A 22224-nucleotide genomic window follows, 5' to 3' on the forward strand; every position below is an offset into this window, starting at 1 on the left:
CGGAGTCCGCCAAAGTGCCTGCTACAACCCCAAGGCGGACAACATCAAGAACGTCGCGAACAAAGCGAAGTGAGTCATACCCTCGATGGCATTGGTCTGTCCGTCGTTCACGTTGATAGCGGCCACCACCAGCGTGACGAGCACCATCATGGTCTGAATCGGCGTCATGGCCATCTCGAACGGCTGGCCGGTATACAGCGCCAGCGCTTCCATCAAGGGCACAGTAAGAATGACTGTGGATAACGAAGCCCCCAGCGCGATATTCACAACAGACTGCATGCGATTGGCCAATGCCGCTCGCAGGGCAGTCAGAATTTCCGGGCTGGCCGAGATCAGTGCCACCACGAGAGCAGGAAGCGCCGGCGGAACATCGACATGTTCGAGCGCGACATTCAGCGATTTGGCCATGACCTCCGACAGAGCGCCGATGATGACCACGCCTGCCACCAGCAGCGCCACCGACCGTAACGTATCGGGACCACGCGAAGGCGGCGCAGCCGGCCGGCGCCGCTTTTCGGGATAGGCATAACTGAAAAAATAACTGTGCGGCCCTGTCTGCATGCGCAGGAACACCGCATACAGCATGACCATGATGAAAATCGTAAAGCCGGAATAAACATGCCACCGGTCGCGCGGAACGAACTCGGGCATGATCATGGAAATCGCCATGGCCGTGAGAATCATCACCGTATAGACGCGGCCCGAGTCGTCGTTGTACGACTGTTCGCCATGCTTGATGCCGCCCATCAGCGCCGCCAGGCCGAGGATGCCGTTGATGTCGAGCATGACCGCAGCATAGATCGTGTCGCGCACCAGGGTGGGCGAGGTATCGTGCGACATCACGATGCCCAATACGACCACCTCCACCAGCACGGCCGACAGTGTCAGCACCATGGTCCCATATGGGTCGCCGAGCCGATGCGCCAATTGCTCGGCATGAAAGGCCACGCGCTGCGACGCACAAATGATGGCAATTACCAACAGCACCGTCGCGACGGCGGCAGGGGCGGTGCCATGCGAGGTCAAACGGTCGCCTGCCGTATAGGCGATCACCGCGGCAGCGACAGCCAGGAGCAGCAGCTTTTCCTGCTTCAGTAGTGCTTGCATGACATTTTCCCGGGTTGGTACGGCAGCTTACCCCGGCGACAGTATTGTGCTCAATCATGACCGCCCCCCAGCAAACCGCGTGCCTGGGACGTTTGCACACGGATCTAGCGTTGCATGCCCCAACGCCGCACGGTGACGCGTTCCAATGTATTGAACACGAGGTTTTCCACAGCCAACCCGATCAGCACCACCGCTGCCAGGCCGGCGAACACTCGATCGGTATAAAGCTCATTGCGGTTTTGGAATATGTACCAGCCCAGTCCGCCTTTACCACTGGAGGCGCCAAATACCAATTCCGCCGCGATCAACGTGCGCCAGGCAAAGGCCCAACCGATACGCAATCCCGCCAGAATCGCCGGCAGCGCGGCAGGAACCAAGATACGCAAGACATAACCCGGTCCCTTCAAACCGTAGTTACGCCCCGCCATGCGCAACGTCTCCGGTACCGCCTGGAATCCCGAATAGATATTCAAAGCCAGCGCCCACAGCACGGAATGAATCAGCACGAACACCAGGCTGCCTTCGCCCAGGCCAAACCACAACAGGGCCAACGGCAACAAGGCAATTGCAGGCAAAGGATTCAGCATGGCCGTCAACGTCGACAAGAGATCTCGCCCCACACGCGTCGACACCGCCAACGTCGTCAGGAGAAATGCCAACACGATGCCGGCCACGTAACCCTTCAATAGCACGGCCAGCGATTGAAATGCACGGGCCGGCAGCTCGCCATTGATCAGCCCTTGTGCAAAGGCCTGAGCCGTCTGCCATGCGCCCGGCAACAGCAGATCATTATCGGTATAGCGCGCCGCGGCCTCCCATATCAGAGCCAGCGCCAACAAGATAAGAGTCTTGCGAAATGCGGCATGTTGCCGCAGTCGCTCGTACCAGGAGAGGGGAGCTTCTGCTGTTAACCCTGGCAAAGGGGGCAACACATACTCAACTTCCGGGCGCACCACGGCGCCATCCGCACGATGCGTCATGGAAATTCCTTTCATTCAATAAGAGAAAGCGCGGATCCTTATCAGCGCTGGTGTGTGGCGGCTCACGGACAACAACCCGTCGATGCGGTCTCGCAGTTCAAGCAGCACGCCGCTGTACTTGTTCCTCGGCACGCTGATGCGAGGGTATGTCAAACAGCAAATCGTGAATACGCCGCGTGGCCGTTTGAAATGCCGCTGAACCTTGGCTATGCAACGCAAATTGATGCGCATTCAATTCGGCGCGCACGCGTCCCGGGTGCGGTGACAATAGCAATATGCGATTGCCCAGCACCAGTGCTTCCTCGATGGAGTGGGTCACGAACAGCAGCGTGAAATTCGCTTCTTCCCAGAGTCCTTGCAACTCTTCTTGCATCTTGCGACGCGTCAACGCATCGAGCGCCGCAAAGGGTTCGTCCATCAACAGGACACGCGGCTGCATGGCCAGCGCACGTGCAATGGCCACGCGCTGCTTCATCCCACCCGACAACGTATGCGGATAGGCATCGGCAAACGCCGCCAAACCGACTTTGTCCAGGTAGTGCAAGGCTCGTTCGCGAGCCTCGGCACGACCCAGTTTACGCGTCGCCACCAGTGGAAACGCGACGTTATGCAATACCGTTTTCCACGGCGGTAATTGATCAAACTCCTGAAACACAACGATGCGATCAGGCCCCGGACCAGAAACCGCCTTGCCATCCAACAATATCTGCCCCGCGGCAGGTGGTATAAAGCCTGCGATCGCCTTGAGCAACGTCGATTTGCCACACCCCGATGCGCCCAACAGAATGTAGCGATCACCGTCATGCACATCGAAACTGACTTCGTGCGTAGCGCGCACACGGCGCTGCGGTGTCTTGTATTCCAGGGTCAGCTCACGGACCTGCAGCAACGCAGCGGGGGTGGTAGACATTTAGCTTCCCTCACCAATGGCGGGATCTTCGAAGAAATAATCACGCCAGCTCACAGGCGCATTTTTGATCGCGCCGATCTGATGCATGAACTTTGCCAGACCCAGCGTATTGTTCGGCTGCAGCGTGAATTTCACGTCAGGATTCGTGATGACCTTGACCAGGAAATCGCGATCCAGCTTGGCGCCCGTGACCCGGATATAGGTATCAGCCGCTTCTTGAGGATGGGCGGTCACATACGTCGCAGCCTCCTGTAGCGCCTGCAAAAAGGCACGATACGTCTTGGGGCTGTCATTGCGAAATTTTTCTGTCGCGAACAACACCGTCGAGGACGCCGGACCGCCCAATACCTCATACGAGTTCAGCACGATGTGCGCCTTCGGGTTTTCAGCCAGCTCCTGGTCTTGAAAAGGCGGATTGCCAAAATGAGCCGAGATTTCCGTGCCACCGGAAATGATGGCTGCCGTCGCATCGGGATGCGGCACGGCGACCGAGATCGCATCCAGCTTGGCGTATTGGTCATTGCCCCATTGCTTGGCCGACGCCAACTGTAATACGCGCGATTGGACCGACACACCCACCGCGGGAACCGCGATACGGTCCTTGTCGGTAAAGTCGGCAATGGTTTTGACGGCCGGATTGTTCGATACCAGGTAATAGGGGAAGTTGCCCAGCGACGCCACACCCTTGACGTTCTGACGGCCATGCGTACGATCCCATATCGTCAACAGAGGACCTACACCCGCCGCAGCGATGTCCACACCGCCCGAGAGCAGTGCATCGTTGACGGCCGATCCGCCCGACAATTTGACCCAATCGACTTTAATGTCTACACCGGCCGCCTTGCCGTGCTTTTCGATCAGTTGCTGGTCACGCGCGACGTTCAGCAGCAGATACACCACGCCATACTGCTCGGCAATCCGCAGGCGGCCTTCCTCCGCCACCGCGGGAGTGGGCGAAACGAGCGCCATGATGGCGATCGCGACGGCAAGCAAGCCTGCACTCACAGCGCGGCCCACACGTTGTTTAAGAATCTGAGTCATGGCCATAGTCAGAACGGCGTGTCGCCTTCAATAGTGGTGCGGTAGAGCTTGCGGCGCAGGTGTGTCGGGGTGCCTGCGGCCAGGTGAATCAACGAACGGTTATCCCAGAACACCAGATCATGTTCGCGCCACTGATGGCGATAAATATGTTCGGGCTTGATGCTGTGGGCAAAGAGTTCTGCCAGGATCTGTTGGCTTTCATCCTCGGGCAGCCCCTCGATGCGGGTCGTAAAGCCTTCGCTGACGAATAGCGCTTTGCGTCCCGTTTCAGGATGCGTACGCACAACGGGATGCACGACCTCTTTGACCTGTGCGAGTTGCTCGGGGCTGAGCGTCGGCCGCCAATTCGCCTCTTTCTGCATCTGGCCATATTTGGCTAGATACGAATGCACGGCTTGACGGCCGTCGATGGCCTCGCGCAGGTGCGCAGGCAAGGTGTCGTAGGCCACGTGCATATCGGCAAAGAGCGTATCGCCGCCTTCGGACGGCAACTCTTGTGCATGCAGCAGCGAGCCCAGGCTCGGCAGCGGCTTGTACGAGATATCGGAATGCCAGTATTTTCCCGCGTCGCCCAAGCCCACCGGTTTGCCGTCCTCGACGATGTTCGAGACGATGAGGATCTCGGGATGGCCGGCCAAGTGAAACTGATGCAGCACATGAATCATCAGCTTGCCGAAACGGCGGCTGAAATCAATGTGCTGTTGGGGCGTAATACGTTGATCGCGGAACACCACCAGATGGTGATCCAGATGCGCGCGATGTACACGCGCAAAATCGCTGGCGTTCAGTGTGTGGCCCAGATCAATGCCGACGATCTCCGCACCGATCCCGCCCGGCAGAGGCCGCACTTCGAATGCCTGCGCAGCGTCGTCGACTTCATCAAGGCGTGCCGCGTTGCTACGTGTAGACATGGATTGCTCCGGTATTCAGAGCGATCCATTATGCAAAAAGCTTATTCGAACCCAAACGACGTTATCGGACTTTAATCAGATCACTTTCTCATATGGGTTTGAAGTTATTAACTTATGCCTTTGCCAAAAATTTCTCGACCAGCTTGACCCAATACGTTGCGCCGACCGGCAGCAACGCATCATTGAAGTCATAGTTCGGGTTATGCAGCTGGCATGGGCCCATGCCGTGATAGCTGGCGATCCGATGATCCCCATCGCCATTGCCTAGAAACAGGTAGCAGCCCGGCACTTTTTCCAGAAAAAAGGAAAAGTCCTCGGCGCCCATGAACGCAGGAATATCGCAATTGACGTGTTCGTCGCCAAACACCTCGCGCGCGAGCTCGGCGGCAAACGCCGTTTCTTTTTCCCAGTTCACCAAGGGCGGATACGCCCGCACGAAATCCAGCTCACCTGTTGCGCCATAGACCTGGGGCAGGGTGGTCGCGATGCGGCGCATACCGTCTTCGATTTTGTCGAGCACATCCACGGTATAGGTGCGCACCGTACCGCGCAACACCGCATCGCCCGGGATCACGTTATAGGCGTCCCCTGCATGGATCTGCGTGATCGTCAGTACCGCCGATTCCAGAGGGTCTTTGCTGCGCGAAATCAAGGTCTGCAGGGCATGCACCATATCGGCCGCGATGATGATGGGGTCCACCGCACTATGCGGCTGCGCGGCGTGGCCGCCCACACCACGGATCGTGATATCCCAGCGGTTGCTGGAAGCCATGGCGGGCCCGCTGCGAAAACCGAACTGATTGACCGGCATGCCCGGCATATTGTGCAAACCAAACACAGCGTCACACGGAAAGCGGTCAAAGAGACCGTCCTCCATCATGGCCCGCGCTCCCGCATTACCGCCTTCTTCGGCCGGCTGAAAAATAAAATGTACCGTGCCATCGAAATTACGATGCTTGGACAGATATTCCGCCGCCCCCAACAGCATTGTCGTATGCCCATCGTGACCACAGCCATGCATGCGGCCTGCGATCGTCGACTTATGCTCAAAGCGGTTGTGCTCCGGCATCGGTAGGGCGTCCATATCGGCGCGCAACCCCAGGGTCTTGCCGCTGTTGCCGGACTTCAGCACGCCTACCAGGCCCGTCTTGCCCAAGCCCGTATGCACCTCTATCCCGAAGCTGCGCAAGCGCTCGGCAACCAGTGCCGACGTCCGCGTTTCCTGGAAAGCCAATTCCGGATGCGCATGGATATCACGTCGCAAAGCGGTCAGGTCAGCATGGGCACGTTCGATTTCGTCTAGAGTTTTCATGGCAAAAGATAAACAGAATAAATTGGGTTAGATCCCGTAGGAGTCCGCGTCCGATATCAAATTTTCAGCACGGCGGGCATGCTGCGATCGGGGTTCAGCCCTCATCCCGATGGCACCTTGCCTGTCGGCTCGTCATTCAAATGGCAGGCGCTGGCATGACCCGCCGCCACCGCACGCAACAGCGGCCGTTCCGTACTGCAGCGTGGCATCGCGTGCGGGCACCGAGGATGAAAAGCACAACCCGTCGGGGGCGCCAGCGGAGAGGGCAGTTCTCCCTTGATCGGCCGGTAATCGCGCCGGCCAGGCCGCAGATCCGGCAGTTCTTTCAGCAACGCCTGCGTATAGGGGTGATTCGCCCGGGAAAACACCGCGTCGGTCGAAGCAATCTCGACGATACGCCCCAGATACATGATGGCGACACGATCCGAGATATGGCTCACCACACTCAGATTATGGCTGATAAACAGATAGGTCAAATCCAGCTCGCGGCGCAATTGCGCGAACAGGTTCAACACCTGGGCCTGAATCGACACATCCAGGGCGGCCACAGCCTCGTCGCACACGATGACAGACGGCTTTAACGCCAACGCCCGGGCAATGCCTATACGCTGGCGCTGCCCCCCGGAAAATTGGTGTGGATAACGCTGTGCATAAGTCGGGTCCAGCCCCACCTGGCCCATCAGGCCCGCCACGTAGCTGGCCTTCTCGCCCGAGCGGATCAGGCCATGCGCCACGGGCGCCTCGCCGATGATATCGACTACCCGCATACGGGGATTCAAGGAGGCGTACGGATCCTGAAAAATCATCTGCACGCTCAATTCGTACGCACGCCGCTGCGCAGCCGACATCTGCGTCACAGGGGACCCCTGATAATCGATCTGTCCCCCTGTCGGCCGCAGAATTCCCGCCACCATGCGGCCCAACGTCGATTTACCGCAGCCCGACTCTCCCACAATGCCGATTACTTCGCCGGGATAAACATCCAGGTCCACGCCGGCGACCGCCTGCACCACCAACGTTTTCAGGCCCGCACCAAACAAGTTCGCAATACGCCCGGCCAGATCGACCGGCTGGATAAAGTGCTGCTCAACCTGCCGCAGCGACAAAATAGGCTTGGCGGTGGCGACAGAGACGCTGGAATCCGGCGCCGCGAATTCAACAGTCTGCACTAGCGTTCTCCTGCATGCCAGCAACGGGCCCAATGGCTGGGCCGATGTTCCACCGCCGCGGGCGCCTGCGCACAGGCGTCAGTCGCCCGATGACAGCGCGTGCGAAAGGCACAGCCTTGCGGCAGATTCAATAACGAGGGCGTCATACCAGGTATCGGGTCCAGGGGCTGGCCGCGCGTGTGCGGCGTGGGGATGGACGCAATCAAGCCATGCGTATAGGGGTGCAGGGCATGGCTGATCACGGCTTGCGTCGTCCCGGTTTCCACGACACGGCCCGCATACATGACCGCCACACGGTCTGCCAATCCCGCCACGACGGCCAGATCGTGGGTAATCCAGATCAGCCCGGTTCCCGTTTCACGGCACAACTTCTGCATCTCGTAGAGGATCTGCCCTTGAATCGTCACATCCAGTGCGGTCGTAGGCTCGTCTGCGATGATCAGGCGCGGCTCATTCAACAAGGCGATCGCGATTGCCACCCGCTGCCGCATGCCACCCGACAATTGATGAGGATAGGCACGCAATCGTTCCTGAGGCGAGGGAATGCCGACTTTGGTCAATACCTCCAATGCACGAGCCTGTGCCTGATTACGGCTGACGCGGCGATGCGCCAGCACGGTTTCTATCATTTGCGTATCCACGCGCAATACGGGATTCAACGTCATCATCGGATCTTGAAAGATCATCGCAATATCGTTGCCGCGCAGTTCCCGCCAGCGTTGCGCCGACACCTGGCGCAAGTCTTCGCCGTTGAAACGAATCTCGCCATCGACGACCCGGCCAGGCGCGTCGACCAAGCCCAACAAGGAAAAACCCGTGATGCTCTTGCCCGAGCCGGATTCCCCAACCAATCCCAGAATCTCGCCCGCCCCCACCGACAGATCCACACCGTCGACGGCCTTGACCACTCCCGCGCGGGTAAAGAAATGCGTTTTCAGTCCGCGAACATCCAATACCGTCCTGGCGCCACGGTTCGCAGCACCCACAGGGGCTGCTATGGAAGCACTATCGCGATGATCAACGGTCGTTTGAGAGCTCATAGTCGTCCACTGCTCATGCCGCGTTATGCGGATTCAATACATCGCGCAGATGATCGCCCACGAGATTGATGCCGATAATCGCAATGGCCAGGGCGATGCCGGGAAAGAAAGAAATCCAATACAGTCCCGACAGCAAATACTCGAAGCCATTGGAAATCAACATCCCCAGCGAAGGTTCCGTCACCGGGACGCCTACGCCTAGAAACGACAGCGTCGCCTCCAGCGCAATGGCGTGCGCCAGATCGATCGTCGCAATCACAATGAGCGGCGGCATGCAGTTGGGCAGTACATGGCGAAACAACACACGCCCCCAACCCAACGACATGCAACGGGCGGCCTCGACATATTCCTTGCCGCGTTCGACCAGCGCGGCTCCGCGTGCTGCACGCGCAAAGTAGGCCCACTGCACCACCACCAGCGCAATGATGACCTTATCCACACCCTTGCCCAGGATAGCCAGCAAAATCAACGCCACCAGAATCGCCGGAAACGACAACTGGATATCCACAGCCCGCATCAAAAACGCATCGATGCGGCCGCCAAAATACGCAGCGATCAATCCCACCGTAGCGCCGATCGCAAATGCCGCCAACACGGAAATCGAACCGACCATCAAGCTCGTGCGCATACCATACAGAATCGCCGAGAACACATCCCGCGCCTGACCGTCCGTTCCCAACCAATACGTCATGCTGCCATCGCCACTCACACTGCCGGGCGGCAATTTGGAATCGAGGATATCCAAGGTGGCAATATCAAAAGGATTCTGCGGTGCGATCCATGGCGCGAATATCGCTGCGCCTACCGTCAATAGCAGCAGCACGACGCCGAACAACGCCAGTTTGCTGGCACAGAAGTCCACCAAAAACCGGCGCAGCGGCGTTTCCACTCGCGCAGCAGGCGTGGGGGGTGACGTATCCACAGAAGTCATCGGTGTCGTCATGTTCTGCGCTCCAGACGTACGCGCGGATCCAGCACGGTATAGATAATGTCCACCACCAGATTCAGGATCACCAAGAAAAATACGATCAACATCAGATAGGCCACCACCACGGGGCGATCCAGATTGATGATGGAATCAATCAGCAATTTGCCCATGCCCGGCCACGAGAACACGGTCTCTGTCACGACAGCGAACGCCACGACCTGGCCAAACTCCAGGCCCGCTACCGTCACGATCGGGATCAATATGTTCTTGAGCAGATGCACGCCCAACACGCGCTTTTCCGCGAGCCCCTTGGCACGCGCAAACTTGATGTAATCCATGGGCAGCGCCTCGCGCGTCGCTGCCCGTGTGACGCGCACGATCATGGCGCATTTGGCCAGGGCGATCGTGGACGCCGGCAAAATCAGGCTTGCCCATCCATCCAGTGTCAACACGCTCAACGGCACGCCCAACACCGACACCGTTTCGCCCCGTCCGCTCGCCGGCAACCACCCCAGCGTGACGGCAAAGAGCATGATCAACATCAAGCCGACCCAGAAATTGGGCAGAGAAAACCCCAACACCGAGCCCGTCATGATCGCCCGGGAGCCTACCGCCTTGGGACGCAGGCCTGCGATGATGCCTAATGGCACGCCGATCAGTACAGACATGAGCATGGCCACACAGGCCAGCTCCAGCGTGGCCGGCATGCGCTCCAGAATCAAGCGCATCGCCGGCTCGCCCGTCAAAAAGCTATTGCCGAAATTGCCCTGTACTGCATGGCCGATAAACACCAGATACTGCATCCACAAAGGCTTGTCCAAGCCCAGCGACACGCGGATTGCCTCACGCTGCACATCGGTCGCTTCGGGGCTGGCCAGCATCGAGATCGGATCGCCCACCAGGTAAATCCCGGTGAACACCAACGCCGACATGACCAGCAGCACGATCAGCGTCTGCAACAGCCTGCGAATGATAGTTGCCAGCACGTCGATGCGACTCCTGGCCTACTTCTTTACGGTCGCGTATTGCACCAAGGTAGTCTGATCCGGCCGGCCGTCGTAACGGACGTCGTCCTTCATCGCCCATACAGACAACTCAAAGTGCAAAGGCAGCAGGGCATAGTCGTCCATCGCCATATTGCTGGCCTGTTGTAGCAGTGCCGAACGCTTGGCGTCATCCATCGTTGCGGCGGCCTCACGCGCCAATTTATCCATCTCCGGATTCGAGTAGCGACCACGATTGGTCGTGCCCTCGCCCGCATCGGGATTGCGCGTCATCAGCAACGAGGCCAAGGGGTTCAGCATCTCGCCGCTGGTCACCGACCAGCCCGCCAGATAGGCACTGAATTCATAGCTGTCGCGCTTCTTGAAAAACACCGAGGGCGCCAGGGCCTCGACGTTGGTTTTGACACCGATGCGCGACCACATGGACGCCACGGCTTGCGCTACCTTGGAGTCGTTCACATAACGGCCCGACGGCGCGCCCAACGTGATCGCAAACCCATCGGGATAACCGGCCTCTTTCAACAAGGCCTTGGCCTTCTCCACATCTGCCTTCGGCGCCTCGGCATGCTCTTTAGACGAACCGAACATGGGATAGGGCAGCATATTGCCTGCGGCCTTGGCCACGCCGCCCATCACGCGATCGACGATGGCATCGCGATTGATGGCCAGCGACAGCGCCTCGCGTACGCGCTTGTCTTTCAGCGGATTTTTCTGCAGGCCCGCAATGCCCGGCGTGGGTTCGGCGAATTGATCCATCGCCACATACATCACACGCACCGAAGGCGTTTCTTCGATGTACAGCTTCTTGTTCTTTTTCAGATTGGCCAGATCATCCGTTGGAGGATCTTCGATCAAGTCCACATCCCCGGCTAACAAGGCCGCCACCCGGCCCGCTGCATTGGACATCGGGCGATAGATCACCCGGTCCCATGCTGGCGCCGGACCCCAGTAATTTTCATTGCGTGCGAAGACCAATTCCGCGCCGCGCTTCCAGGACACGAACTTATAGGGCCCCGTTCCTGCCAGCCCGTTGCCGCTATTGAGTTCTGTTGTGGTTTTTCCTTCGGGCGCGGGACCGGATGCCGCCGTCTTGGACAGAATCGGCAGCTGTGCCAGGTTGATCAGCAGATTTGGCGCGGGCGATTTGGTCGTAATACGCACCGTCATCGGGTCCACGGCTTCTGTTTTGGCGACGGAACCCAGATACAAGGTAAAAGGCGAAGGACTATTCGGTACCTTGGGAATGCGGTCATAGCTGAACACCACATCATCGGCCGTAAAGGGCGATCCATCCGAAAACTTGACATTCGGACGCAGCTTGAAGGTCCACACATTGCCGTCCACCGTCCAGGACTCCGCTAGCGCAGGTATAGGCTGCAACTTGGAATCCGAGCGCACCAGGGGATCGAACAACGTTTGCGATATCTGGGTATTGGGCGTCAACGCATGGTATTGCGGGTCCATCGAGCTGGGCTCGGTCTTGAGCGCCACCACCAGATCGCGCGCAACAGCGGAAGTCATCGCCCCCAATGCCATTGCAGCCGTAAATGCCCCGCCCGCCAATAAACGTAACCAATGTGACGCCATCGTGCTCTCCTAGCCTGTGCTGTAGGTTGGACTGCCAGGGGCACATTAACCAGCAAACAGGCGCGTGCGCAACAGTTATATTCCCTTATTGCCGTCTTCAATGAATGCCCCATGTCCTTATCCACACAGGTTCCCATCGCCGCCATCGCCACCGCGCCGGGCCGCGGCGGTATTGGCGTTGTCCGGGTTTCCGGCCCCGATTTATCCGCCTTGGCGCGCCGCCTGCTCAACCGCGAACTCACGCCGCGTCACGCCCATTATTTACCCTTCACCGCAGAAAACGGCGAACACCTGGACGAAGGCATTGCCCTCTATTTCCGCGCCCCGCAGTCCTACACGGGCGAGGATGTACTGGAACTGCAAGGTCACGGCGGGCCGGCCGTATTGCGGCGCATCCTCGATCGCTGCCTGCAGGCGGGCGCGGACATGGGCGTACGTCTGGCCGAGCCCGGCGAATTCACACGCCGCGCCTTCCTGAACGATCGCATGGACCTGGCCCAGGCCGAGGCCGTCGCCGATTTGATCGATGCCTCATCAGTGGCCGCCGCGCGCGGCGCCATGGCATCGCTATCGGGGGAATTCTCGGCGCAGGTCAATGCACTATCGGATCGGATCATTCACCTGCGCATGCTGGTCGAAGCCACGCTAGACTTCCCCGAAGAGGAAATCGATTTTCTGGAGAAATACCAGGCACGTCCCACCCTGGAGGCACTGGCCGCGGACCTTGATACCTTGATCGCCCAGGCACGCCAGGGCGTCATCCTGCGCGAAGGCCTGCACGTCGTACTGGCAGGCAAACCCAATGTGGGCAAGTCCAGCTTGTTAAACGCGCTGGCCGGTGACGACATCGCCATTGTCACGCCGATCGCGGGCACCACCCGCGACAAGGTCGTGCAGGAAATCCACATCGACGGCGTGCCCCTGCACATCGTCGACACGGCCGGCCTGCGCGAGACCGAAGACACCGTCGAGAGCATCGGCATCGCCCGCACCTGGAAAGAAATCGAACGCGCCGACGTCATCCTGCATTTGCAGGATGCCACCCAGCCCGCCGATGAACTCGACGCGCAAATCATCGCCCGTCTGCCGGAGCGCACCCCCTTGTTGACCGTATTCAACAAGGTAGACCTGCTCGATACGCCTTTCGTGGCGGGCCCTCAGCAGCTCGGCATCTCTGCCCGCGAAGGGGTAGGGCTGGACACGCTGCGCGACAAGCTGCTGGCCTTGGCCGGCTGGAACCCCGGCGCGGAATCCCCCTGGCTGGCCCGAGAACGCCACGTACGCGCATTACAGGACGCTGCCGAGCACCTGACCACAGCCACCGAGCACGCAGCCCAGGATGACCGCGTATTGGATTTATTCGCCGAGGAGCTACGACTGGCGCATGACAGCCTGAGCAGTATTACGGGGCGGTTCACCAGCGATGATTTGCTGGGTGAGATTTTTTCCAGTTTTTGTATTGGGAAGTGAGCCCGATTTCATCTACCTCGCCAAAGCGAGTCGCGTGATCCGATCAAAAGAACGGCCGCGACGCCAACTCAAACCCCAGTACCGCCAGGAACACCAAAAAACATTGTTTAAACCGCTTGGGACTGATCCGTGCCCGGACTTTCTGCCCCGCCCACATGCCTATCAACGCCGGGACGATTGCCAACGCGGAGACCCCGAGTTGGTTCAGCTGAAATGCGCCATGCACCATCAGGCCAGCCGCCAACGCAATGGTGGACACGGTAAAGGACAGGCCCAGGGCCTGAACCAATTCGTCTTTATCCAAACCCAGTGCCTGTAAATAGGGCACCGCTGGCATGGCGAACACCCCGGTAGCACCGGTAATCGCTCCCGTTACAACGCCGATCACGGGCGACAACCAGGACTCGGCGCACACGGAGACGGACAGGGCAGGGCCGAGCAGGGCGTATAACGCATAGACGATCAACGCCACACCTAGAGAGAACGCGGACCACAATGGGTCGACTCGCACCAAGAGCGAAGCGCCGCCCACCGTCCCCGCCACAATCGCCAGCATCATCGGCCATAACCGGCGTAGCAAGCGCGCCGTTGCCGGACCGGACAATAGTTGCCAGACATTGGTCACAAACGACGGGATGACCAATATCGCGGCGGCGGCGGCAGGCGGCATAACGGTGCCCAACAAGCCCATCGCTACGGTAGGCAGTCCCATGCCGGTAACACCCTTGACCAGCCCAGCTGCCAAAAAGGTCAATGTGAACCATAAATAGAAGTTTGCAGATTCGTTCATGCCCCTATTGGAGCCTCACTCGTGGCTTGGCACAATGTGGTTTTCGGGTGCCTGCCTTCGGATTATCCGAAGGCAGGCAGAAAGCAGGAGACACTATGCGGCTCGATCTGGCGGATCTTCATTTATTCCTGTGCGTGGTCGAGGCCGGCAGCATTACCCGAGGCGCCGCACACGCCAATCTGGCGCTGGCCTCTGCCAGTGAACGGCTGCGCAACATCGAGGCCGATGCGCAGGTCCCCTTGCTGCAGCGCCATTCACGCGGTGTCATCACCACCGAAGCGGGCGAAGCGCTGGCCCATCACGCCCGCCTGATCCTGCGCCAACAAAACCTGCTCAAAACCGAGCTGAAAGACTTTTCCACAGGCGTGCGCGGCACCTTGCATCTCTATGCCAACACGGCGGCTCTCACCGAATTCCTGCCACCACGGCTCGCCCCCTGGCTCGCCGCACGTCCTCGATTGCATATCGACCTGAAAGAACGCACCAGCACCGAAATCATCACCGCGATTACTGCGGGTCTCGCCGAGGCTGGCATCGTCTCCGACGCCGTGGACGCCCCCGGCCTGCAACGGCAGCCCATCGCAAAGGATCACCTCGTTCTGATCATGCCTGCCGGACATCGCCTGACGCACCATCGCCATTTTCGCCTGGCGGACATCCTGAATGAATCTTTTGTCGGACTTGCTCCAGGCAACGCACTGCAAGACCACATCAACGAATACGCCCAGGCGGCGGGTAAACCCCTGAACCTGCGGATCCGTATGAAAACCTTTGAGGGGCTCTGCGAGATGGTGGCTCATGGTGTCGGCATGGGCATCGTTCCGCAGCCGATTGCGCAACGCTATCGGCGCAAACACGACTATCGCACCGTCGTGCTAGCCGAAGACTGGGCCTACCGGCAGCTGTGTGCGTGCTTTCGGGATTGGCGTGAATTGTCCGCGCCGATGCGAAGCCTCCTCGCACATCTGGGTGCAGTCCCGAGCGCGCCCCATCTCGGTGCACCGTGATGCACCATTCGCGGTCCAGCGCACCACATTGAGGAATGCCTTCACACAAGACCTTTTGTGACATTGGTTCCTCGATAGCCGGTATGGATTCCGTCGCACTGGCACGCTTGTTGCTTGATCTCTGACGCCGAATACGGTTTGGCATCACGGCTTGTTCATATCCCAAGCAATAGCGCCGCGGCCTTTACAGCCTGAGCATGCTTCTTAAACGACGGAATCCGTTTTTCCGCTACAGGAAATCAATATGTCCTATCTGGCTCCTTCAGAATTCGTCACCAAGATGGTGGATGCAGGCGAATCGAAGATCTACATGGCAACACGCGACGCATTGATCCGTGCCTGCATGGCAGGCGCCATCCTCGCTATTGCTGCAGTATTCGCCGTGACGATCAATGTGCAGACCGGTTCCCCCCTGCTGGGAGCCGCCATGTTTCCCGTAGGCTTTTGCATGTTGTACTTGATGGGATTCGACCTGCTGACGGGCGTCTTCATGCTCACCCCGCTGGCCTGGCTGGAAAAGCGTCCCGGGGTGACCCCAGGCGTCATCCTGAAACACTGGGGTGTCGTCTTCATTGGCAACTTTATCGGCGCACTGACCGTCGCCGTCCTCATGGCCATTATTTTTACGTATGGGTTTTCCGTTCCTGCCGGCAAGGTCGGTGAAGTCATCTCGCACATCGGTGAAAACCGCACACTGGGCTACAAGGAATACGGCGCGGCCGGGATGTTGACGATTTTCATCCGCGGAATTCTGTGCAACTGGATGGTGTCGCTCGGCGTGGTCGGCGCCATGATCTCTACCACCGTCAGCGGCAAGGTCATCGCCATGTGGATGCCCATCATGCTGTTTTTCTATATGGGTTTCGAACACTCCGTGGTCAACATGTTCCTGTTCCCATCGGCCTTGATCCTGGGCGGAAATTTCTCTGTCATGGATTATCTGATCTGGAACGAAATTCCGGTGGTGCTGGGTAACCTGGTCGGCGGTATTTCGTTGACGGGACTGACGCTATACACCACCCACATGAGAACCGCCCCCAAACGCCGTTTTGGTTGAACGCAGTACCGATGATCGCGTCATCGTCAAAGATCTCGGCTCACCGTCCATGGATCGCGCGAGCAAAGGTCCTGCCGTCACCCACTTGCAGGTGACGACAGGCCAATATTCGGATCGTGGCCGCAAATCCGGCAACCAGGATTTCCACAGCCTCTGTATTCCGGATCGGCCCTTGCTTCACACCAAGGGCATTGCCGTTGCACTGGCCGACGGCATCAGCAGCAGCGATGTCAGTCATATCGCCAGCGAAACCGCGGTCGCCAGCTTTATAGAGGACTACTACTGCACGCCGGAAACCTGGTCTGTCAAAAAGTCCGCCGAGCGCGTTCTGCACGCATCGAACGCTTGGCTGCATGCGCAGACGCGTCAAAGTCAGCATCGCCACGACCAGGATCGCGGCTATGTATGTGCGATGAGCGTACTGATACTGAAATCCACAACTGCCCACCTGTTCCATATCGGCGATGCGCGTATTTTTCGCCTGCGCCATGGCGTTGTCGAACAACTCACAGAAGACCATCGACTCTGGGTCGCGCACGATAAGAGCTATCTCAGCCGCGCGCTGGGTATGTCTCCGCACGTCGAGATCGACTATCACACACAGCGTCTCGAAATAGGGGATGTGTTTGTTCTGGCCACAGATGGCGTCTACGAACATATCCACAGCGACAACATCATCACCGCCGTCACGGCCCATGGCAATGCATTGGAAATGGCCGCTCAAGCGCTGGCGGAACTCGCTTATGCCTGCGGCAGTGTGGACAACTTGACGGTGCAAATCGTACGGATAGATGCGTTGCCTGCGGCCGATGCCAGCGAAATGGCTTCTCAGGCCAGGAGCTTGCCCTGTCCTCCCCTCTTGACCTCGGGCATGCTGTTCGAAGGCTTTCGCATCATTGACGAGCTGCATGCCAGCAGCCGCAGCCACGTCTATCACGCCATAGACCTCGATACCGAAAGCCATGTCGCTATCAAAATACCCTCGTTAGACCTGCGTCACGATCCGGTTTACCTGGAACGGCTGCTGATGGAGGAATGGCTCGCCCGGCGCATCGATAGCCGCCATGTGGTCAAAGCCTGGCCGCAAACACGCCCGCGTCAATACCTCTATACCGTCTGTGAATATCTGCACGGCATCACATTGACTCAATGGATGGAAAAACATCCCGAACCCGCACTCGAGGAAGTTATCCACATCGTCGACCAGATCACAAAAGGCTTGCAGGCCTTTCATCGGCAGGAAATGGTGCACCAGGATCTGCGTCCTGAAAACATACTCATCGACGAACAGGGTATCGTCCGGATCATTGATTTCGGTTCGACGCGGGTTGCCGGAATTGCGGAAATCGCCACTCTCAACGACACGCCGCATATATTGGGTACCGCCCAATACACTGCACCAGAATACTTTGTAGGGGAATCGGGCTCTACAGTGTCCGACATTTATTCCCTGGGCGTCATCACCTATCAAATGTTGACGGGCCGTCTACCCTACGGCACACAAGTCGCTAAAACCCGAACACGCGCGGCACAGCGCTATCTGCGGTATGACTCTGCGTTGAACGACCAACGCGCCATTCCCACCTGGGTCGATCGCGTCCTGAGCAAGGCAGTCCACCCCGACCCACCATCGCGTTATCAGGAATTATCAGAGTTCGTCTATGCCTTGCAACACCCGCATGCCAGCATCGACAACACGTATGTGCCTTTGCTTGAACGCAATCCGCTCGCATTCTGGAAAGGCCTGAGCCTGATGCTGGCGATCGTCATCATCGCATTGCTGGCATTACGCTGAACCGGCGCGTATCAGATAGTCAGCGCATTCAATGGGTCGATTCTTTCGATTGATTGTTCAGCAGCAGCGCACGCCCTGCGAATAGTCCGCCGTTGACTTCCAGTTGAAACCGCTCGGCATCGCGCTTGCGGATTTCATCCGCAATTTCTTCCGCTGCTTCAGGCGTCGCACCCAAGGCCTGCGTAGCCTGTCTGCCCAATACCATTGCAGACTCAAACGTTTCGCGGATCTGAAAATCCACATCCACTTTATGCAGATCCAATGCGTGCTCACGATCAAAAGCACGTGCCAGCACTACGGAATGCGGACACATGGCCTTGATGCGTTCGACCATTTGCGTCACCGTGTCTTTGCCGTCGGCGCAGATCAAAATCGCCTGTGCGTTCTTTGCTCCGGCGGCATGCAATACATCGGTACGCGTGCCATCACCGTAGTACACCTTGAATCCGAACGTTCCGGCGCTGCGTATCATTTCGGGATCATTGTCGATGATGGTGATTTCAGCTCCCATCGCCAACATATGTTGACTGGCAATTTGCCCCACACGACCAAAGCCGATCACAAGGGCATTGCCGATCTGGTCTTCTGGAGTCTCCAGATCGTCAGTTGATAGATTCGCACGCGGCATCCAGCGTTTATGGATCAACACAACCAACGGCGTCAGCGCCATCGACAGCACGACGATGGCCGTCATGTTGGCATTGACGATGGGATCGATGACACCATTGGCCAATGCCGCGGCAAACAACACAAAAGCAAATTCGCCCCCTTGTGCCATCAACACTGCGCGATCGATAGCCTCTGCACGGGAGCTTTTGGCCAATCGCGCCGTCCCGTAAATACATAGTGCTTTGACCAGCATCATGGACAGTACCCCGGCCACGATCAGCGGTGCATTCTGCGCTACGACCGTGAGATCCAGCGACATGCCCACACCCAGGAAAAACAGACCTAGCAACAGGCCACGAAACGGCTCGATGTCCGCTTCCAACTGATGGCGGAAAGTCGATTCCGACAACAAGACGCCGGCGAGAAATGCCCCCATCGCCATGGACAGGCCGCCCCATTGCATCAGCAATGCTGCGCCCAGCACCACCAGCAATGCCGCTGCCGTCATGACCTCGCGGGCTTTGGCACGCGCCAGCAAGCGAAACAGCGGGTTCAACAACCATATGCCCGCGACGACCAATGCCGCGACCGAGCCAACACCGATGCCGACACCGATCCAGCGCGATTCGGTTGTCAAGGCTTCTTGGTGCGCGCCAGGGGGGGCAATAAACGCGACCAATGCCAGCAATGGCACGATCAACAAGTCTTCCAATAACAAGATCGAGACCATTTTCTGCCCGCGAGGCTTTGCCATATCGCCACGCTCGCCCAGCAATTGCATCACGATGGCGGTGGAGGTCAGCACAAAGCCCATGGCGCTGATGAACGCCACGGCGAGCGGGAATCCGAACGCTACTCCTACGCCTGTCAACAACACGCCGCAAATCAACACCTGCAAACTGCCCAGACCAAATATTTCCTTGCGCAGTCCCCACAAGTGCGATGGACGCATCTCCAGGCCGATGATGAACAGGAACATCACCACGCCTAATTCAGCCGTATGCAATATCGTATGAGGATCTCGAAACAGCGCCAGGCCAAACGGACCGATCACCAAGCCGGCCGCCAAATAGCCCAAGACCGATCCTAAACCCAAACGCCTGAAAATAGGTACCGCCACGACTGCCGCGCCCAGCAGTACGACCACCTTGGCCAATTCGCTTGCGTCACCTGCTACTGCCATGAAATCCCCTTGTCCGGTTCACCGGGCGCTTCGCCCGTATGAAAAAATTTACCGCCGGCTGCCTGCCGAATGGCCGCCACCAATGTTGTGGCATCGATATTCTTGATTAAAAAGCCACGCGCCCCATCCCGTAACGCCTGCGCCAGTTCGTCGGCTTCTTCGGATACGGTCAATATCAGCACGGCAGCATCTGGCACGTCCTGGACCAGCAGCTTCAGCGTTTCCAGACCCGACAGCCCTGGCATATTCAGATCCAGCAGAATCACATTGGGCTGAAACGCTTTGGCGCGCTTGACCCCCTCGATACCATCGGCCGCTTCTGCGACGACGTCAAAATCGGGTTGCCGCTGCAACAGCAGCCGTACACCCGATCGGAACAGGGCGTGATCGTCGATCAACACAATACGGATAGTCATAATGTCGCAAATTCAGACCACAGAACGTTCGGAATGCGGCAATACCAGCCGCACGGTGGTTCCTGTTCCCGGTTGGGATGTCATCTCCAACTCGGCATGCAATCGCGCAGCTCTCTCGTGCATGATATTCAATCCAATGTGATTTTCGTCACCTTGACGAATGTCATCCATGCGAAAGCCGATGCCATTGTCGGCAATCTTCATTTCAAAATCATTGGCATTGCGTAATGTCACGCGCACATGATCCGCCTGAGCGTGTTTGCGCACGTTCGATAAGGCTTCCTGCAAAATGAACAGTACCTGCAACTGCTGCTCGGGCGATAAGGGGCGCCCCATTTTGTACTGCGTATCCAGATCAATCACAATGCCGGTCTGCCGTTTAAATCGTTCGACCGTATCTTCGATGGCAACCGACAATTCGACCTGGTCGAGCTTGGTACGAAAGTTCACCAAGAGCTCTCGCACATCCTGATAACTTTCATCGACTCCCGTGCGTAACAACGGCACAATCTGCTGCAGGTCTTCGTAATCTGCGCGCTTCATGGCGTCTTCGAGCAATTGCAATTGCAGCTTCAGAAAATTCAAGCCCTGCGCAATGCTGTCGTGCAATCCCTGTGCCATCAGACTGCGTTCACGGATCACCGCTAACTGCCGGGCTTTGGCCTCCAGGCGGCGGTGATCCAGAGCGGCGCCCAGATGCTGACCCAGGGTTTCCAACAGTTGCGTTTCACTGGGCAGCAACTCACGCCCGGCGTCAAAGTGCAGCGCGAACTCTCCCAGGTTTTCATCGCGGGTCATGATGCGAAACGTCGCCACACTGCAAGCATCAGTGCGATAAACAATCGAGTCAGTGTGCGCGCAAATCGTGCCGGACGTCAGTTCATCGCCCTGCGGCGCAACACCCTCGGACACGACGACGTGCGCATGTTCATTTGGTAATTCAATCAGGCGCACCGATCCGCCGGCAGCATCAACCTCGCCGATAACCCGTTGCAAGAAACCCCGGCACATCGCCTCGATATCGTTAGGGAGATTCAAGAATGCGGTCACCATATACAAAGACGCAATCTCTCGATTGCGTTTTTCCAGCTCTGCCGTTTTGGTGCGAACGCCGTTTTCCAGCTCCAGGTACAGATGCTCCAGCTTGTCGGCCATCAGGTTGAATCCGTGCGCCAGTACGCCGAACTCGTCGCGTGTCTTAACGGGCAACCGGGTATTGAATTGCCCCGCCGTCAAACGATGCAGCCCTTCTCGCAAACGCAACATCGGTTGGATGATCCAGACGTACAACAGATAGATGGCCAGACCAGTACCGACACTGCCAATCACCGCAATGACGCCTTGAAAAAAGCGCAGCAGCGTTCTTTTCTTGTCGTTGTCCAATTCAATCATGCCAGCCAGCCGATCTGTCTCGGTCATGAACGCAGGCAGGTTGTCCAGATAGGTATTCGTCTCGCCGCTTTTTTCCGCCTCGGCAACAGCCGGTTTGAGATGCTGGTTCCACAGTTGTGCAACCGTGGTCAGTTGTTCGCGAATATGTGCGACATGAGGCAATCGCAAGGGCCTGGACGGGCTCCCGCCCGCCAAAAGCCTCAACGCCTGATCTTGTACATGTAAAGCTCGATCCAATGCGGCGTGTCGTTCCGCATCGGGACGTATCAGCGCGATCGCAATCTGATTTGCCATCATGCGCAGATTGCCTATCTCTTTCGTTGCGGCATCAGCGCGTTCCAGCCCCCGCGATAGCGACAACATCCAGGCAAGCAGCATCAATACAACGACCAGAGAAAACAACAGGCTCGCGATCACCCGGGTAGGTAGGCGATCTCGCAGTGTGGGCAACCCGTCTAGACCCACGAAAAATTCAGAAGGCGTCATGGTGTGCTGTCAGCGAATGAGGCGGGCAGT

Annotated in this window: 18 protein-coding genes and 1 pseudogene; 4 read left to right on the forward strand and 15 right to left on the reverse strand. The window is 58.1% G+C overall.

Annotated features, from left to right (window positions below; translation table 11 throughout):
* Window positions 1-21: 21 nt before the first annotated feature.
* From ACYVIT_RS23345 to ACYVIT_RS23395, 11 genes are all read right to left on the reverse strand, one after another.
* Complete coding sequence (locus tag ACYVIT_RS23345; protein ID WP_415808214.1) at window positions 22-1107, reverse strand: calcium:cation antiporter; 1086 nt, start codon at window positions 1105-1107, stop codon at window positions 22-24.
* Window positions 1108-1211: 104 nt separating this feature from the next.
* Window positions 1212-2087 (reverse strand): ABC transporter permease, encoded by an 876-nt coding sequence (locus ACYVIT_RS23350; RefSeq protein ID WP_415808215.1) that lies wholly within the window; start codon window positions 2085-2087, stop codon window positions 1212-1214.
* Between the two features lie 97 nt (window positions 2088-2184).
* Window positions 2185-2997: an ABC transporter ATP-binding protein gene (locus ACYVIT_RS23355; RefSeq protein WP_415808216.1), complete on the reverse strand. Its 813-nt coding sequence runs from the start codon at window positions 2995-2997 to the stop codon at window positions 2185-2187.
* Window positions 2998-4044, reverse strand: coding sequence for an ABC transporter substrate-binding protein (locus tag ACYVIT_RS23360; protein ID WP_415808217.1), 1047 nt, complete (start codon window positions 4042-4044; stop codon window positions 2998-3000).
* Window positions 4045-4046: 2 nt separating this feature from the next.
* Window positions 4047-4949, reverse strand: coding sequence for a TauD/TfdA dioxygenase family protein (locus ACYVIT_RS23365; RefSeq protein WP_415808218.1), 903 nt, complete (start codon window positions 4947-4949; stop codon window positions 4047-4049).
* A gap of 112 nt (window positions 4950-5061) precedes the next feature.
* Complete coding sequence (locus ACYVIT_RS23370; protein WP_415808219.1) at window positions 5062-6261, reverse strand: M20 aminoacylase family protein; 1200 nt, start codon at window positions 6259-6261, stop codon at window positions 5062-5064.
* Between the two features lie 101 nt (window positions 6262-6362).
* Window positions 6363-7430, reverse strand: coding sequence for an ABC transporter ATP-binding protein (locus ACYVIT_RS23375; protein ID WP_415808220.1), 1068 nt, complete (start codon window positions 7428-7430; stop codon window positions 6363-6365).
* Complete coding sequence (locus ACYVIT_RS23380; protein ID WP_415808221.1) at window positions 7430-8470, reverse strand: ABC transporter ATP-binding protein; 1041 nt, start codon at window positions 8468-8470, stop codon at window positions 7430-7432. Before ACYVIT_RS23380 ends, ACYVIT_RS23375 begins: the two co-directional genes overlap by 1 nt.
* Before the next feature lie 13 nt (window positions 8471-8483).
* Window positions 8484-9401 (reverse strand): ABC transporter permease, encoded by a 918-nt coding sequence (locus tag ACYVIT_RS23385; protein WP_415808239.1) that lies wholly within the window; start codon window positions 9399-9401, stop codon window positions 8484-8486.
* Window positions 9402-9409: 8 nt separating this feature from the next.
* A complete protein-coding gene (locus tag ACYVIT_RS23390; protein WP_415808222.1) occupies window positions 9410-10384 on the reverse strand; it encodes an ABC transporter permease in 975 nt (324 codons plus the stop codon).
* 18 nt (window positions 10385-10402) lie between these two features.
* On the reverse strand, window positions 10403-11989 hold the full coding sequence (locus ACYVIT_RS23395) for an ABC transporter substrate-binding protein (RefSeq protein WP_415808223.1): 1587 nt from the start codon (window positions 11987-11989) through the stop codon (window positions 10403-10405).
* 111 nt (window positions 11990-12100) lie between these two features.
* Between ACYVIT_RS23395 and mnmE the strand changes: the two genes are divergently transcribed.
* A complete protein-coding gene (gene mnmE, locus ACYVIT_RS23400) occupies window positions 12101-13459 on the forward strand; it encodes a tRNA uridine-5-carboxymethylaminomethyl(34) synthesis GTPase MnmE (RefSeq protein WP_415808224.1) in 1359 nt (452 codons plus the stop codon).
* Between the two features lie 43 nt (window positions 13460-13502).
* Here mnmE and ACYVIT_RS23405 read toward each other — a convergent pair whose 3' ends face one another.
* Window positions 13503-14249 (reverse strand): sulfite exporter TauE/SafE family protein, encoded by a 747-nt coding sequence (locus tag ACYVIT_RS23405; RefSeq protein WP_415808225.1) that lies wholly within the window; start codon window positions 14247-14249, stop codon window positions 13503-13505.
* A gap of 95 nt (window positions 14250-14344) precedes the next feature.
* Between ACYVIT_RS23405 and ACYVIT_RS23410 the strand changes: the two genes are divergently transcribed.
* The 3 genes from ACYVIT_RS23410 to ACYVIT_RS23420 all read left to right on the forward strand — a co-directional run bounded on the left by ACYVIT_RS23410 (window position 14345) and on the right by ACYVIT_RS23420 (window position 18108).
* Entirely contained in the window at window positions 14345-15256 is a 912-nt protein-coding gene (locus ACYVIT_RS23410) for a LysR family transcriptional regulator (protein WP_415808226.1), read from the forward strand.
* 244 nt (window positions 15257-15500) lie between these two features.
* The gene (locus tag ACYVIT_RS23415) at window positions 15501-16313 is read left to right on the forward strand and encodes a formate/nitrite transporter family protein (RefSeq protein WP_415808227.1); all 813 of its coding nucleotides are present in this window, start codon (window positions 15501-15503) and stop codon (window positions 16311-16313) included.
* Window positions 16306-18108: a protein kinase domain-containing protein gene (locus ACYVIT_RS23420; RefSeq protein ID WP_415808228.1), complete on the forward strand. Its 1803-nt coding sequence runs from the start codon at window positions 16306-16308 to the stop codon at window positions 18106-18108. Before ACYVIT_RS23415 ends, ACYVIT_RS23420 begins: the two co-directional genes overlap by 8 nt.
* A 28-nt stretch (window positions 18109-18136) precedes the next feature.
* Here ACYVIT_RS23420 and ACYVIT_RS23425 read toward each other — a convergent pair whose 3' ends face one another.
* The 3 genes and pseudogenes from ACYVIT_RS23425 to ACYVIT_RS23435 form a co-directional block, all read right to left on the reverse strand.
* Window positions 18137-19900 (reverse strand): monovalent cation:proton antiporter-2 (CPA2) family protein, encoded by a 1764-nt coding sequence (locus tag ACYVIT_RS23425; RefSeq protein ID WP_415808229.1) that lies wholly within the window; start codon window positions 19898-19900, stop codon window positions 18137-18139.
* A 47-nt stretch (window positions 19901-19947) separates the two neighbouring features.
* Window positions 19948-20316 (reverse strand): annotated as a pseudogene (locus tag ACYVIT_RS23430) (response regulator); the annotation flags it as partial.
* Between the two features lie 12 nt (window positions 20317-20328).
* Window positions 20329-22194 (reverse strand): ATP-binding protein, encoded by a 1866-nt coding sequence (locus tag ACYVIT_RS23435; RefSeq protein ID WP_415808230.1) that lies wholly within the window; start codon window positions 22192-22194, stop codon window positions 20329-20331.
* Between the last annotated feature and the right edge of the window lie 30 nt (window positions 22195-22224).

The organism is Bordetella muralis (assembly GCF_054781015.1).